Source organism: Algibacter sp. 2305UL17-15, assembly GCF_040720935.1.
GTDB lineage: Bacteria > Bacteroidota > Bacteroidia > Flavobacteriales > Flavobacteriaceae > Jejuia.
On the sequence record NZ_JBFDAE010000016.1, the window covers coordinates 70,020 to 84,720 of the forward strand.

Annotated in this window: 11 protein-coding genes; 7 read left to right on the top strand and 4 right to left on the bottom strand. The window is 34.9% G+C overall.

Translation table 11 applies throughout. The features are described 5' to 3' along the window. Positions 1 to 37 precede the first annotated feature (37 nt). Positions 38 to 1,063, top strand: a complete 1,026-nt coding sequence (locus ABXQ82_RS15560) for a COX15/CtaA family protein (protein ID WP_367061778.1) — start codon at positions 38 to 40, stop codon at positions 1,061 to 1,063. Between the two features lie 51 nt (positions 1,064 to 1,114). On the opposite strand, the gene ABXQ82_RS15565 is transcribed toward ABXQ82_RS15560, so the two are convergent. Next, on the bottom strand, positions 1,115 to 1,585 hold the full coding sequence (locus ABXQ82_RS15565) for an ankyrin repeat domain-containing protein (protein WP_367061781.1): 471 nt from the start codon (positions 1,583 to 1,585) through the stop codon (positions 1,115 to 1,117). A gap of 256 nt (positions 1,586 to 1,841) precedes the next feature. Next, on the bottom strand, positions 1,842 to 4,046 hold the full coding sequence (gene katG, locus ABXQ82_RS15570; RefSeq protein ID WP_367061784.1) for a catalase/peroxidase HPI: 2,205 nt from the start codon (positions 4,044 to 4,046) through the stop codon (positions 1,842 to 1,844). 275 nt (positions 4,047 to 4,321) lie between these two features. Between katG and tpx the strand changes: the two genes are divergently transcribed. From tpx to ribB, 6 genes are all read left to right on the top strand, one after another. After that, positions 4,322 to 4,828, top strand: coding sequence for a thiol peroxidase (gene tpx, locus ABXQ82_RS15575; RefSeq protein WP_367061787.1), 507 nt, complete (start codon positions 4,322 to 4,324; stop codon positions 4,826 to 4,828). Then, positions 4,821 to 5,189 carry a diacylglycerol kinase family protein gene (locus tag ABXQ82_RS15580; RefSeq protein ID WP_367061790.1) on the top strand — a complete coding sequence of 123 codons (369 nt, stop codon included), beginning with the start codon at positions 4,821 to 4,823 and terminating at the stop codon, positions 5,187 to 5,189. Before tpx ends, ABXQ82_RS15580 begins: the two co-directional genes overlap by 8 nt. Before the next feature lie 62 nt (positions 5,190 to 5,251). After that, positions 5,252 to 7,645, top strand: coding sequence for a DNA translocase FtsK 4TM domain-containing protein (locus ABXQ82_RS15585; RefSeq protein ID WP_367061792.1), 2,394 nt, complete (start codon positions 5,252 to 5,254; stop codon positions 7,643 to 7,645). Positions 7,646 to 7,663: 18 nt separating this feature from the next. After that, the gene (locus ABXQ82_RS15590; protein ID WP_367061795.1) at positions 7,664 to 8,302 is read left to right on the top strand and encodes an outer membrane lipoprotein carrier protein LolA; all 639 of its coding nucleotides are present in this window, start codon (positions 7,664 to 7,666) and stop codon (positions 8,300 to 8,302) included. 13 nt (positions 8,303 to 8,315) lie between these two features. After that, positions 8,316 to 10,376 (top strand): LptF/LptG family permease, encoded by a 2,061-nt coding sequence (locus ABXQ82_RS15595; protein WP_367061798.1) that lies wholly within the window; start codon positions 8,316 to 8,318, stop codon positions 10,374 to 10,376. Positions 10,377 to 10,407: 31 nt separating this feature from the next. Beyond that, entirely contained in the window at positions 10,408 to 11,553 is a 1,146-nt protein-coding gene (gene ribB, locus ABXQ82_RS15600) for a 3,4-dihydroxy-2-butanone-4-phosphate synthase (protein ID WP_367061801.1), read from the top strand. 92 nt (positions 11,554 to 11,645) lie between these two features. On the opposite strand, the gene ABXQ82_RS15605 is transcribed toward ribB, so the two are convergent. Continuing rightward, entirely contained in the window at positions 11,646 to 13,223 is a 1,578-nt protein-coding gene (locus ABXQ82_RS15605; RefSeq protein ID WP_367061804.1) for a family 16 glycosylhydrolase, read from the bottom strand. A 153-nt stretch (positions 13,224 to 13,376) separates the two neighbouring features. Then, a complete protein-coding gene (locus ABXQ82_RS15610) occupies positions 13,377 to 14,678 on the bottom strand; it encodes a T9SS type A sorting domain-containing protein (protein WP_367061807.1) in 1,302 nt (433 codons plus the stop codon). Positions 14,679 to 14,701: the final 23 nt, after the last annotated feature.

The following is a 14,701-nucleotide window of genomic DNA, read 5'->3' on the forward strand; positions in this document are numbered from 1 at the left end:
AGGGAATGGAGAATGGAGAATAGAAAATTCTTGTATCGTGGCAAACAAAAGAAAAGATAATAAAACAGTAATATACTGGCTCTTAACAGGCTGTGTTTTAATTTTTATCATGGTGGTGGTTGGCGGCATCACGCGGTTAACACATTCAGGCTTATCAATTTCTAATTATAAATTGATTTCAGGCACTATTCCTCCTATGAATGATGTTGAATGGCAAGAAGCCTTTAATCTTTACAAACAATACCCGGAATACCAAAAGCTCAATACTCATTTTACACTTCAGGATTTTAAGGCTATTTATTTCTGGGAATGGCTGCATCGTGTTTTAGGTCGGTTTATTGGTTTGGTGTTTTTTATTCCATTTTTATATTTTTTAATAAAAAAACAGCTTACAACGTCCACAATAAAAAAAGCAATCGTGTTACTTTGTTTAGGTGGATTTCAAGGTTTTTTAGGTTGGTATATGGTGAAAAGTGGTTTGGTGGACAGACCAGACGTGAGCCATTACCGTCTCGCAGCCCATTTGACTACGGCGTTTATAACCTTTGCCTATACATTTTGGGTGGCCTTAGATTTAATATTTCCTGATAAAAAAGAAATCGATAAAAACTTTAGAAATTTAGTCCGTTTTGGATTGGGTGTGCTTTTACTTCAAATTATTTACGGCGCTTTTGTAGCAGGTTTAGATGCCGGTTGGATTCATAACCATTGGCCCATGATGAGCGAAGGCAAATTTATGCACGAAACGGTTTATATAGAGCAAACCCCGATTTATAAAAATTTTATAGAAGGCAAAAGCGGTGTGCAGTTTGTACATAGAACTCTGGCTTATGTAGTCGTATTTATTGTGATTTTAATATGGTATAAATGCAGAAAACTAATGTTGACGTCCTACCAAATTAAAGGTATTAACGCTTTGTTAATAATAGTAACTGTACAATTCTTATTGGGTGTATTTACTATTTTACTGCAAGTACCAGTTTGGTTGGGCGTGGCGCATCAAGTAGGTGCTTTTTTATTGCTTACGGCAATGACGTTTACTTTGCATCGTTTTAGTAGGTAAAAAACAAGACTTTAGAGCTATTATCAAAATCACAAAAAGAGAAACAAAACATCACCTCAACACTTCAATAATATCCTCAAACCCTTTTTCGGTAGCATAATCTAAAGCAATCTTCCCTTCGTTATCTTTAATGGTTTTATCTGCTTTGTGGGTTAGCAACAATTCCACCATTTTAGTTTGCTGATACATAGTGGCAAAAATAAGCGGTGTAATTCCAAGGTTGTTTTTTGCATTTACGTCTGCTCCTTTTTCAATTAATAGACGGGCTAAATCCGTATTTCCTTTAAAAGCAACACCTATAAGTGCCGTATTTCCAGAACCATCTGTAGCATCAACAGGTGCATCAAATTCTAATAAGGTTTCAACAATATCTTTTTTATCAAAATAAGAAGCAAAAATTAAAGGTGTAAATCCTCTAGTATCTTTTGAGTTTACTAGTTCTGGATGAAATTTCAATTGCATTTCAACACGGTCTTTTTCACCAGACTGAATTGCTTCGAAGAAAAAATTTACGTCATTCATATATTTTATTATTTTTTTCTGTTCAATTAAAAATTTTTGTCATTTGATGGGTTCTCGATACATCCCGAAATAAATACGAGACACTCGAACTTGTAAAAGTCAACTAATTCGAGGACAGTTTTGGTTAAATTTATTAGGGGCTTTCCCATTTAAACTTTGGTGGATTCCGCATCAAGTGCGGAATGACAGAACTAAAACTAAAATTGGGATACATGTATCAAAACATCTACCCCAATTAAAATTAGTAACCCTCTAATTATTTCAAATCAAAACGGTCTAAATTCATCACTTTTGTCCAGGCTGCAACAAAATCGTTTACAAATTTTTCTTGTCCATCGTCTGCACCATAAACTTCGGCAACAGCACGCAATTCGGCATTAGAGCCAAAAATCAGATCTGCTCGTGTACCTTTAAATTTTACGGCTCCAGTTCTGCGATCGCTTCCTTCAAAAATGGTATCATCACTCGAAGTCGCTTTCCATGTATATGTGAAATCCAGAATATTTGTAAAGAAATCATTGGTTAAGCTTCCAACCTTATCTGTAAAAATGCCGTAATCGGAACCATTATAATTTGCACCCATTGCTCGTAAGCCACCAACCAAAACAGTCATTTCTGGAATGGAAAGTGTTAGTAATTCAGCTTTATCAACCAATAAATCTTCGGCAGCTATTTTGGAATCGGACTTGATGTAATTTCTAAATCCATCGGCAATGGGTTCTAAATAACTGAACGATTCTATATCTGTTTGTTCTTGGGACGCATCACCTCTACCCTGCGTAAACTCAACATTCACATTGTGCCCAGCCTTTTTAGCAGCTTCTTCAACGCCTGCTGTACCAGCCAAAACAATTAAATCTGCCATAGAAATAGTGCCACTAAATTCATTTTGAATACCTTCTAAAACATTTAAAACTTTATTGAGCTGCGTTGGATTATTAACTTCCCAACTTCTTTGAGGTTCCAAACGCAAACGTCCGCCATTAGCGCCACCACGCTTATCTGAGCCCCTAAAGGTTGAAGCGGAAGCCCAAGCCGTAGTTACCAATTGAGAAATAGACAATCCCGAAGCTAAAATCATTTTCTTTAAAGCCGAAATATCTGCTTCACTTAACGTATAATTTACCGTTGGAATTGGATCTTGCCAAAGCAATTCTTCTTGAGGTACTTCTGGGCCTAAATAACGGTCTATCGGTCCCATATCACGATGCGTTAATTTAAACCAGGCTCTTGTAAAAGCATCTTCCAATTCTTTTGGATTTTCGTAAAAACGCTTTGATATTTTTAAATAGTCTGGATCTAATTTTAACGCCATATCAGCATCCGTCATTATTAACGCTTGCTTTTTTGAAGGATCTCCAGCTCTTGGCGCCATTCGCGCTTGTGACGCTTGCGTTGGTGTCCATTGATTTGCGCCCGCAGGACTTTTAGTCAATTCCCAATCATAATTCAACAGTACATCAAAATAATCATGATCCCATTGTGTTGGATTTGGTGTCCATGGTCCTTCCAAACCACTCGTAATAGCATCATCTAAAACACCTGTTCCGAAGCTATTTTTCCAACCGGTACTCATTTCTTCAATAGTTGCTCCAGCAGGTTCTGCTGCAACATATTTATTTGGATCTGCAGCACCATGTGCTTTTCCAAACGTATGTCCGCCAGCAGTAAGTGCAACGGTTTCTTCATCGTTCATTGCCATTCGTCCAAAAGTTTCTCGCATACGTTCTGCAGTACCAAAAGGATTAGGCGTACCATTTGGCCCTTCAGGATTTACATAAATCAATCCCATATGTGTCGCTCCTAAATCGCCTTCTAATTTACCGTCATCAGAATCATAGCGCGCTTCGTTATCCATCCATTCTGTTTCAGACCCCCAATAAATATCCTGTTCTGGTTCCCATATGTCTTCTCTCCCTCCTGCAAAACCAAATGTTTTAAGCCCCATAGATTCTATGGCGCAGTTACCTGCAAGAATCATTAAATCTGCCCAAGATAATTTCTTGCCATATTTCTTTTTAATAGGCCATAATAATAAACGTGCTTTATCTAAATTTCCGTTATCCGGCCAACTATTTAACGGCGCAAAACGCTGTGAGCCAGACCCTGACCCACCTCTGCCGTCACCAACACGATACGTACCCGCACTGTGCCACGCCATACGAATCATGAGCGGACCATAATGACCATAATCTGCTGGCCACCAATCTTGGGAATCCGTCAGTAAATCAATCACCTCCTGTTTTAAGGTTGGAAAATCAATACTGTTGAAGGCTTCGGCATAGTTAAAATCCTCACCCATTGGGTTAGATTTTGTAGCATGCTGACGCAAAATATTCAATTTTAGTTCATTAGGCCACCAATCTCTGTTTTTAGTACCTCCTCCAGAAGTCTGTTTTAGTGTGCCACTGAAAAAAGGGCATTTACTTGTATCTCCTTGGCTTGAATTCTTAGTGTCCATGTATTATATTTTTTTATGGTTAAACATTTATTAATCAGTCAAAATCGTATGTCTAAAATTAACAATTTAAACGCTTAAAAAAAATATAATATATTCTTAAAAATTATATTTCCATTGTCAAAAACTATACTATTTAAAAACATAATAGTTTTTACAAATAGCATTAACTAATTTCAATTCAAATCCACTAAAATTATTTCTTAAAGATTTCATATAATTGCTATGTAACGTTCTAAATATTCTTATTTTAGATTTTCAAATTAAAACATAAAAAAATGGCAACAGTTACATTAAAAGGAAACGCAATAAACACATCAGGAAATTTACCAAAAGTTGGAACAAAAGCTCCAGATTTCTTATTGACCGCAACAGATTTAAGCACAAAAAGCTTATCAAATTATGCAGGTAGCAAAGTGGTTTTAAATATTTTTCCGAGTGTCGATACAGGAACTTGCGCACAATCTGTTAGAGAATTCAACAGAGAAGCGAGTGAGTTAGAAAACACGAAAGTACTTTGTATTTCTCACGATTTACCTTTTGCACATGCCCGTTTTTGTGGTGCTGAAGGCTTGGAAAATGTGATTAGTTTATCTGATTATAAAGATGGAAGTTTTGGAAAAGCATATGGCGTTAATTTTATTGACGGCCCTTTAGAAGGATTACTTTCCCGTTCTGTAGTTGTTTTAGATGAAAACGGTACTGTTAAATATACAGAACAAGTTGGCGAAACTGTTGATGAACCAAATTACAAAGCTGCTTTAGAAGCACTTCAGGATGCCTAAAAAAGAATCATTTCTGGTAAATAGATTAAAAAGTGTAAAATATGCGTTTAAAGGCGCACTACTTTTAATTTCTAAGGAATCAAGTATAAAAATCCAGTTGGCAATAGCTTTAATAGTTACTGCTGCTGGATTTTTCTATAACATTTCCCAAACCGAATGGCTGATACAAATTCTTGCCATTGCAATTGTTATGGGCATTGAAGGTGTAAATACTGCCATTGAGGAAATTGCCAACTTTATCCACCCAGAATATCATGTAAAAATAGGCTATATAAAAGATGTTGCCGCAGGAGCTGTTTTTTTTGCCGCTGTTTTTGCAACAATTATTGGTTTTATAATATATTTTCCTAAGATTTTTTAAATACTAATCCTCATAAAATAAACGTTAGTTATTTGTATTTTTGCAGAAATTAAATCCGCATAATGGCGAAGAGAACCAAAACTAAAAAACCTACTAAACCAAAATTAAAAAAACCTAGTTTAAAGCTGTCCAGTCAGCAAAAACTTGTTTTTGGTAGTTTCTTGGTCATTTTTGGTGTCGTTCTTTTTGTGTCATTCGTTTCATTTTTCTTTACGGGCAAAGCAGACCAGAGCACACTTTCTGATTTTGTTTCAAGAGACACACAAACTCAAAATTGGTTGAGTAAAGTTGGTGCTTGGTTAAGCAACTTTTTTATTCAAGAAGGGTTTGGTATCCCTGCTTTTATCATATCTGGACTGGTAATTCTATCTGGTGTTTATGTGTTGATGGATCTCAATAAAGCGAAACTGAGAAAGCATTGGTTTTGGGGTATTTTAATCATGATTTGGCTGTCTGTGCTTTTAGGCTTTTTTGGAGCTAAAAACGATATTTTGGGTGGTACAATTGGATTTGAAATTAATAGTTTCTTTCAGGATTATATCGGGAAATTTGGAACTATACTTCTGTTATTGTTAGGATTGATCACTTATCTCGCCATGCGATTTAAAGTGACTTTTGAGAGTTTCAAACGTTTATTCACATCTGCTAAAAAAGATATAAAAGATGAGTTTTCAGGTTTAAATAAAGAGATGGTGCCTTTAGACAATAATCTTTCAGAAGAAGCAGAAGCTTTTAAAAGTGCTTTTGATATTCCATTAGATGATAAACCCCAAGTAAAACCGCCTATAAAAAAAGCACCTAAAACAGTTTTAGACACTTCACCACTAGAAGTTAAAGTTCCTGAACCAGAAGAAATTGAAGACCCAGAATTAGAAATTAAAGTTGAAGCCGTTAAAGAAGAGGTTTCTGAAACTGATAATCTAGCTAATAAATTGGTTGAAGATTTCGGTCAGTTTGACCCCACTTTAGAATTGGCAAAATATCAATTCCCACCACTTGATCTATTAAAGAAATATGATACCGAGGGTATTACCATTAATCAAGAGGAATTAGAAGAAAACAAAAATAGAATCGTTGATACGCTAAACAATTACAAAATTGGGATTTCAAGTATTAAAGCTACTATTGGACCAACAGTTACACTTTATGAAATTGTTCCAGATGCTGGTATCCGTATTTCAAAAATTAAAAATTTAGAAGATGATATCGCCTTATCGCTTTCCGCTTTAGGGATTAGAATTATTGCGCCAATTCCTGGTAAAGGGACTATTGGTATTGAGGTGCCTAATAAAAATTCAACGATAGTTTCCATGCGATCTGTGATTGCATCAAAGAAATTTCAAAATTCAGAAATGCAATTACCTATAGCTATAGGTAAAACCATTAGTAACGAAACGTTTGTAATCGATTTAGCAAAAATGCCCCATTTACTGATGGCAGGTGCTACGGGTCAAGGAAAATCGGTGGGTTTAAATGCGGTTTTAACGTCATTACTTTACAAAAAGCATCCTGCTGAAGTTAAGTTTGTTCTGGTGGATCCGAAGAAAGTAGAACTGACGCTATTTAATAAAATTGAACGCCATTATTTGGCAAAACTTCCAGATGAAGCTGAAGCCATAATTACAGATAATACGAAAGTCATCAATACACTAAACTCATTGTGTATCGAAATGGACAATCGTTACGAAATGCTGAAAAATGCATTGTGTAGAAATATAGCCGAATACAATGTAAAGTTTAAAGCCAGAAAATTGAATCCTAATGATGGCCACCAATTTTTACCTTACATCGTTTTAGTAGTTGATGAGTTTGCCGATTTAATAATGACTGCTGGCAAGGAAGTAGAAACGCCAGTAGCAAGGTTGGCACAATTAGCTCGTGCCATTGGTATTCACTTAATTATTGCAACCCAGCGTCCTTCGGTTAATGTTATAACGGGAATTATTAAAGCGAATTTCCCTGCCCGAATCGCTTTTAGAGTCTCTAGTAAAATAGATTCGAGAACTATTTTAGATGCTGGCGGTGCAGATCAACTTATAGGCCGTGGAGATATGCTTTATACACAAGGTAACGACATGATTAGAATACAATGTGCCTTTGTTGACACACCCGAGGTTGAAAAAATAGTTGACTTTATTGGTGCTCAAAAAGCATACCCCGATGCTTATTTATTGCCTGAATATGTTGGAGAAGAAAGTGGCACAAGTCTTGATATAGACATATCTGACAGAGATAAGCTGTTTAAAGATGCGGCAATTGTAATTGTAACCGCACAACAAGGTTCGGCTTCTTTATTACAGCGGAAATTGAAATTGGGATATAACAGAGCAGGTCGCTTGATCGATCAATTGGAAGCCGCAGGAATTGTGGGCCCTTTTGAAGGCAGTAAAGCGAGGCAAGTATTGGTTCCGGATTTAACATCTCTAGACGAGTTATTAGCAAATGAAAATATTTAATTTTGAATTAGTAAAACAATGAAACAAATTATCAGCATATTATTCGTAACACTATTCGTCCTTTCTGGGTTTTCTCAAAATAAAGGCAAAGATTTACTTAATGAAGTTTCTGAAAAAGTAAAAAACTATGAGAATATTCAAATTGAATTTAAATACATTTTAGAAAACACTTCGGAAAACGTAAAACAAGAAACCCGTGGAGATGTAGTGCTTCAAAGTGAAAAATATAAATTAAACATTCTTGGGATTACTCGTCTTTATGATGGCAAAACACTTTATACCATTAGTCCCGAAGATGAAGAAGTAACAATTTCAACACAAAAAGAAGACGAAAGCGATGCTATTACGCCTAGTAAAATGTTATCGTTTTATGAAGACGGCTATACTTATGAGTTAGATATTATTCAAAATATAAAAGGAAGAAAAATTCAGTATGTAAAGTTAACCCCCATCGATTCTAATTCAGAAATAAAAAATATTTTATTAGGCATTGATGCGTCAACCAAACACATTTACAACCTGATTCAATTGGGAAAAAACGGAACAAAAACAACACTAACCGTTAATTCTTTCAAAACAAATGAGCCTTTATCGAAAACCTTATTTACCTTTGATGCCAATAAATATAAAGATTATTACATCAATAAACTCGATTAGGTAATCATCCCTTGTGAAAATACTAGACCGCTACATACTCACCACATACCTTAAAACTTTTATAAGTGTTTTTGTCATTCTGGTTTTAATCTTTGTGTTACAAACCATATGGCTTTACATAAAAGAATTGGCTGGTAAAGATTTAGAAATAGATGTTATTTTTAAGTTTTTAATATATTTCATGCCAAAGCTAATGCCTTTGGTACTGCCGCTTACCATTCTTCTCACCTCGATTATGGTATTTGGTAATTTTGCTGAAAATTATGAATTCGCAGCCATGAAATCAACAGGGATATCGTTGCAGCGTGCCATGTCTGGCTTAAGTGTTTTTATTGTTTTATTGGCCATCACCACATTCTTCTTTTCGAATAACGTCATTCCTTGGGCCGAATATAATTCCTATAACTTAAGGAGAAATATTGCAAAATTAAAACCTGCAATGGCGATCGCCGAAGGTCAGTTTAACGAAATAGAATCTACACCATATAATATTAAAGTTGAAAAGAAAAGTGGCGATAGAGGTCAATTTCTGCATGATATTGTAATTCATATGAAGGGTAGGGATGGCAGGAAAAACCAAACTACAATTATTGCAAAAAATGGAGAACTTGTTGGAAAAGAAGATTCTAACATTTTAAAACTCGTCCTTTTTGATGGTAATTATTACAATGACATTCCCGCAAAAAAAATAAAGGAACGAAAAAAACAGCCCTTTGCCAAAAGTACTTTTGACAAGTACATCATTAATATCGACTTATCTAATTTAAATAATGTTGATATTGAAGACAAGTCTTATAGCAACAAATACAGTATGCTTAACTTAGGTGAACTGGATTATACCATTGACTCTCTAACTGTGGAGCACGATAAAACAATGAGGCAATTTAGTCAGCTATTGTACCAAAGAAGTAGTATCTATAAAAACAAAAAACCAGTAAAAGAGTTTTCTGAAGATGACGACATAACAGCTGTTGAAGCCCATGAAAAAGTAGCCGATATAGATACAATACCATCTCTTACTGAAGAAAAAGAAACAACCATTGATTCAATTTTCACAGGTAACATTTTAGATTTATTCGATACGACAAAAAAATCACAGTTTACAAATAGTGCTGCAAGTGCCATAAATAGTGTGCATCAACTTATTGAAAACAAGAAAACTACGCTTAAACCTAAAAGAGTATGGTTTAATAAGCATGTTATAGCATTCCATGAAAAATTAGCTTTAGGGTTTGCCTGTATTATTCTGTTTTTTGTAGGTGCCCCTTTGGGCGCCTTAATTAGGAAGGGTGGTTTAGGTTTGCCCATGGTCATAGCTATTCTATTATTTTTAACCTATCACTTTATTGGGATTTTTGCTTTAAACAGTGCCAAATCTGGAGATTTTAACCCAATACTTGCCAGTTGGTTTTCTACGTTAATTATGCTGCCGTTAGGCATATTTTTAACAAAACGTGCCACAGCGGACAGAGGTTTATTCGACTTTGATAGTATCATTATACCTCTAAAAAGGCTCTTCAACATAAAGGAAAACAACAAAGAGAGTTTTAAGTTTTTACATGCTTTAAAGCATGACGAATTGATTCATGCCATTAATGATTACGAAGCCCTAGGTTATAGTGAAGCTACCCGATTTGAAGCCATAAAGGTTTTAAACAGTCGAGACATTACGACTCAAGAACTTAGAGAAAAAGAGGTGTCTATTTCTAAAAACTTTGAAATTTCTCAGAACATCACAAAAGATTATACGAACCACTCCAAATTTGCAATTATACTCTACGCTATTAGCGCACTATTGCTTCTGGTGTTCTTTGTTTCTAAAAACAATAAATTGCCCTCGCTTGCTACAGCATCCATTCAACTTAGCATCGTTGCGTTGGTTCTATATGTTATTTACTATATAAAGTCCATTTTAAATCTTTATGCCTTTTACAGCAATATCAAAAAGGAAAATAGAAAACCAAATATATTCATGTTACTTTTAGGGCTTCCATTATACATGATTACTTATGTATTTCTTAGATTTAAAATAAAAGAAGACCTGAAGCAAAACTGTTTAGATAGTTTAAAATAAGCAATATCTTTGCAAAATGATAGCAGAAACCATGACCACACAAAACGCAGCTCAATTCCAATTAAACACTATTCATGATGCCATAGAAGACATCAGAAATGGAAAAGTAATAATTGTTGTAGATGACCAAAACCGTGAAAACGAAGGAGATTTTGTTGCTTCTGCTGAAAAAGTTACACCAAAAATGATAAACTTTATGGCGACTCACGGTCGGGGATTAATTTGCGCCCCGTTAACCGAGAACCGTTGTAAAGATTTAGAGCTTAATATGATGGTGCGCAATAACACCGACCCTATGGAAACGGCTTTTACGGTCTCTGTAGATTTAAGAGGACATGGTGTGACTACCGGAATTTCTGCTGCCGATAGGGCAAAAACAGTAAAGGCGCTTATTGACCCAAACCTAAAACCTTTTGAATTGGCGAGACCAGGACACATATTCCCACTGGTTGCCAAAGAAGGAGGTGTATTACGACGAACTGGACATACCGAAGCTGCAATTGATTTTGCCAGATTAGCGGGCTTAGAACCTGCAGGCGTTATTGTTGAAATAATGAATGAAGATGGTACCATGGCGCGTTTACCACAACTGATTGAAGTAGCCAAAAAATTTGATTTAAAAATTGTTTCTATTGAAGATTTGGTGGCTTATAGAATGCAACATGATTCTTTAATTGAAAAGAAAGAAGATTTTGAAATTAAAACCCGTTTTGGGGATTTTAGATTACGTGCTTACAAGCAAACTACCAACAATCAAATACATATTGCACTTACAAAAGGACAATGGGCAACTAATGAACCTGTTTTAACCCGCATAAATTCTACGCTTATAAATAACGATATACTTGGTACTTTAACCAATAATGTAGATGAGCAGTTGAACGCCATGTTTCAAACGATTAACACCAACGGAAAAGGTGCTATTATTTTTATAAATCAAGAGGTGCAAGCTACAAATATTCTAAACAGATTGGCTTTTTTAAAAGAACATCAAAATTCTAAAGAAGTTTTAAAAGCTCCAAGAATTAATATGGACACTAGAGATTTTGGAATTGGCGCGCAAATTCTGCACGATCTAGACATTCACAAACTGCGTTTAATTTCTAATAGTGAAAAAACCAAACGTGTGGGCATGATTGGTTATGGTTTAGAAATTGTGGAATATGTAAATTATTAGTGAAAAAGGGAACTTATATAATGTTTCTTTTGTTCTAAGTTTTGCTATTAATCAATTATGATTACTGAAAAATAAGGAATCCATTACATGAACTACTGCTTGACAATTTTCTTGATAGAAACAGTATTTTCAGCATAGACATACAATAGATACATTCCTGTATTTAAATTTGAAATATCTATTGCTGTCTTGGGAAGATTTTTATGAAATACTAAATTTCCCAAAAGGCTATAAATTTGAACTTCATCTATGGTTACCTCAGATTTAATATTTAAAAAACCTGAAAAAGGATTTGGAAAAACCTCAAAATTACCATGGTTATTTTTAGGTATGCTAAGCCCTGTATTTTGATATACTCTAACATAATCAATAACCATACTGCTTTCTATGAAATTTGGGTCTATAGCCCCAGATGCACCTCCCATAGCAATATTTAGCAGAAGATATTGATCTTCAAAAAACGGCCACGTAGCAGCATCTTTTATAGATGGGTTGTAAGTATAATAAGCAACGTCATCCACTAAAAACGTAATTTGATCTGGAGACCAATTCACAGAATAGATGTGGAAATTAGTAGCCACATCACTAAGTACTTGTGATGAATAATTTACTGTATTTCCAGAACTTGAAGGCGTATGTAACGCACTAGATGTATGATTTACAGCACCCAAACCATGTTCCATAACATCAATTTCTCCGCAAGCAGGCCAACCGGTAGTTCCAAAACCTTGATTGTCCCAGTAACCACCATCTTCGTTAATATTTTTCCCTAAAGTCCAAATTGCTGGCCAGGTACCGTTTCCACTTGGTAATTTTGCTCTAACGTCCACTCTGCCATATGTAAATGCATACTTAGAGTTTAGGCGTGCAGAAGTATAATCTTTCGTTACCCCTTGATCTGAAAAACCTGGAGTTTCTCTTTTTGCAACAATATTTAAAAATCCGTTTTCAACAAAAGAATTTTCTTTTCTATTGGTGTAATGCTGCTGTTCTCCATTATACCAATTTCCTCCTGCTGGAATTTGTGTTTGATGGTGCCATTTACTGCCCACAATAGCATTGTCCAATCCCGGAGTATTAAATTCATCTGCCCAAACTAAATCCGAGTAAATAACATCTAAAGCATTTGGGTCTGTAGGTGTAGTACCATTATTTATATCATCTATAAGGTAAGTCCCGGAAATCGTACTTCCGCCATCAATAAAAATCACCAATCTATTATAAGTCCCAGAAGCATTAATTGATGTTACCCCATCTGAACTCAATACAGCGTTGGCGAAATTAAAGGCAATCCCGTTTTCCCATCCAGATCCTGAATCGTTTACTGTTACTTGAACATCTGGATTTATGCCGTTTTCCAATTTAACCATGATGGCATGATTATTAGGATCGAACGCATAAAAATCAAGGGTTATGTTCTTTTGAGCGTTCAAATCAATCGGACTTACTAAATCTATTTTAAATCCTTGCCAAGATTCTGAACCATCATTAAAAAATTGCGCAACAGTATCACCAGCATCATTTGGATTACTTCTGGTCGAAAAACCACTACCACCAAACGCAGTAAAATTATCAGAACTATTAGAAAAACCTAAAGGCATTTGTTGCGAAAACCCAAATTGACTTATACATATTAGGAAGAATAACCCTTTTAAATGAATAGATTTCATAAACTTATTTTTATGAATCAAATTTATGAATGTTGTAATCTAAACTTAAATTTCCAACCTATACAAATGCCATACGAAAACAAAAAAGAAGGCTAAATATAGCAGATATTGCTTTTTTTAACCTCCTTTCAACAATTAATAGCGTCTTTTATACTATTTAATTACTATTTTTTTAGTGGCACTTCCGTTAGTGCTAAATACTTTCAACAAATAAATCCCGGACTTCAACCTTTCTATATTAAATTGTTTGGTATTAGACGATTGCATTACTTTTCCACCTATAACATTATACATTTCCATTTTTTCAATTGGATTACTTGACGATATATTTAAAACATCTGAAGCTGGATTAGGGTAAACTTTAAAACTCGTTTTGTTAAATAAATCTGAACTTAAGTTAAAAGGATTTACCACCGAATAATCTGATTCAACTTTGCTTACAAACATCAAAGAACCTGAATCATTATCCTCAGAAATAACTTCTGTTCTATTTCCATTACCATCGTAGCCAAATGAAGTTCTCTCATAAATTACCCAATCTGAACCTACCCAATCTTGTTCCGTTACTTTTTCAACTTGATTACCAGAATATGTAATTTCACTTTGTCCATTCAAATCCCATCCCCCAAATCCATCTGGATCATAATATTCAGTCTTTTTATCCAAACCCATCTCATACGTTTTTACAGATCTTTCAATCTCCCACATATTCGTGAAAGTATTCCAAGTGCTATCTATAGCTTCCTTGGGCAGCCCAGACTCAAAAATCGTTATTTCAAATATTTCAGTAGAAACCCATCCTGTTCCAGGTTCCCATTTTTGGTGGGTTTCTTTACTAATATCAGATCCAGTATATTCTAATAGTTCTTGAGTACTTAAAAATGCACTAGGTAGAAATGTCATGGTTCCAGCGTCATAAACAAGTTGCGCCGTCGTCCTTATCAAGTTATTAGCTCCATCATATTCATATTCTGTTTGAAGAGAGTTTTGCCATCCCATAGAGATATATGATTGTGTTGTTAAATAAGTTAAATTATTAGCGCCGTCATATTCATATATTAATCGAGACGAGTTTTGCCATACCATAGAAATGTATGTCTGTGTTGTTACAACATCTAAATTTCCAGACCCATCATAGTCATATGTTGATTGACTAAGGTCTTGCCAACCCATATTCCATTGCTGGGTGACAGACTTAATTATATTATTACTGGCATTATAGGTATTGATAAATTGAAGAGACGCCTGAGTGCTGGGAGCATTAATTATTTCTTGTTTGGTAGCTTTATTGCCTTCATTATCATACGTAAATTTATGTGTAGTTGCTAGTACCCAATCTGGAGAGCCATCCCAAGTGTATGTGCGCATTTCATCTACTTTATAAGTCTGGGACAAACTTGAAAAGGTTATAAAAAAAGATAAAATAAATGCTGAAAGAAGTAAACGTTGTTTCATGATTAATAGCTTTAATAGATTAT

What these genes read in the sequence shown, in the direction of transcription:
- ABXQ82_RS15565 (WP_367061781.1), bottom strand. Translation starts at nt 1,585, where the DNA reads ATGAATGACGTAAATTTTTTCTTCGAAGCAATTCAGTCTGGTGAAAAA.
- tpx (WP_367061787.1), top strand. Translation starts at nt 4,322, where the DNA reads ATGGCAACAGTTACATTAAAAGGAAACGCAATAAACACATCAGGAAAT.
- katG (WP_367061784.1), bottom strand. Translation starts at nt 4,046, where the DNA reads ATGGACACTAAGAATTCAAGCCAAGGAGATACAAGTAAATGCCCTTTT.
- ABXQ82_RS15590 (WP_367061795.1), top strand. Translation starts at nt 7,664, where the DNA reads ATGAAACAAATTATCAGCATATTATTCGTAACACTATTCGTCCTTTCT.
- ribB (WP_367061801.1), top strand. Translation starts at nt 10,408, where the DNA reads ATGACCACACAAAACGCAGCTCAATTCCAATTAAACACTATTCATGAT.
- ABXQ82_RS15585 (WP_367061792.1), top strand. Translation starts at nt 5,252, where the DNA reads ATGGCGAAGAGAACCAAAACTAAAAAACCTACTAAACCAAAATTAAAA.
- ABXQ82_RS15605 (WP_367061804.1), bottom strand. Translation starts at nt 13,223, where the DNA reads ATGAAATCTATTCATTTAAAAGGGTTATTCTTCCTAATATGTATAAGT.
- ABXQ82_RS15610 (WP_367061807.1), bottom strand. Translation starts at nt 14,678, where the DNA reads ATGAAACAACGTTTACTTCTTTCAGCATTTATTTTATCTTTTTTTATA.
- ABXQ82_RS15580 (WP_367061790.1), top strand. Translation starts at nt 4,821, where the DNA reads ATGCCTAAAAAAGAATCATTTCTGGTAAATAGATTAAAAAGTGTAAAA.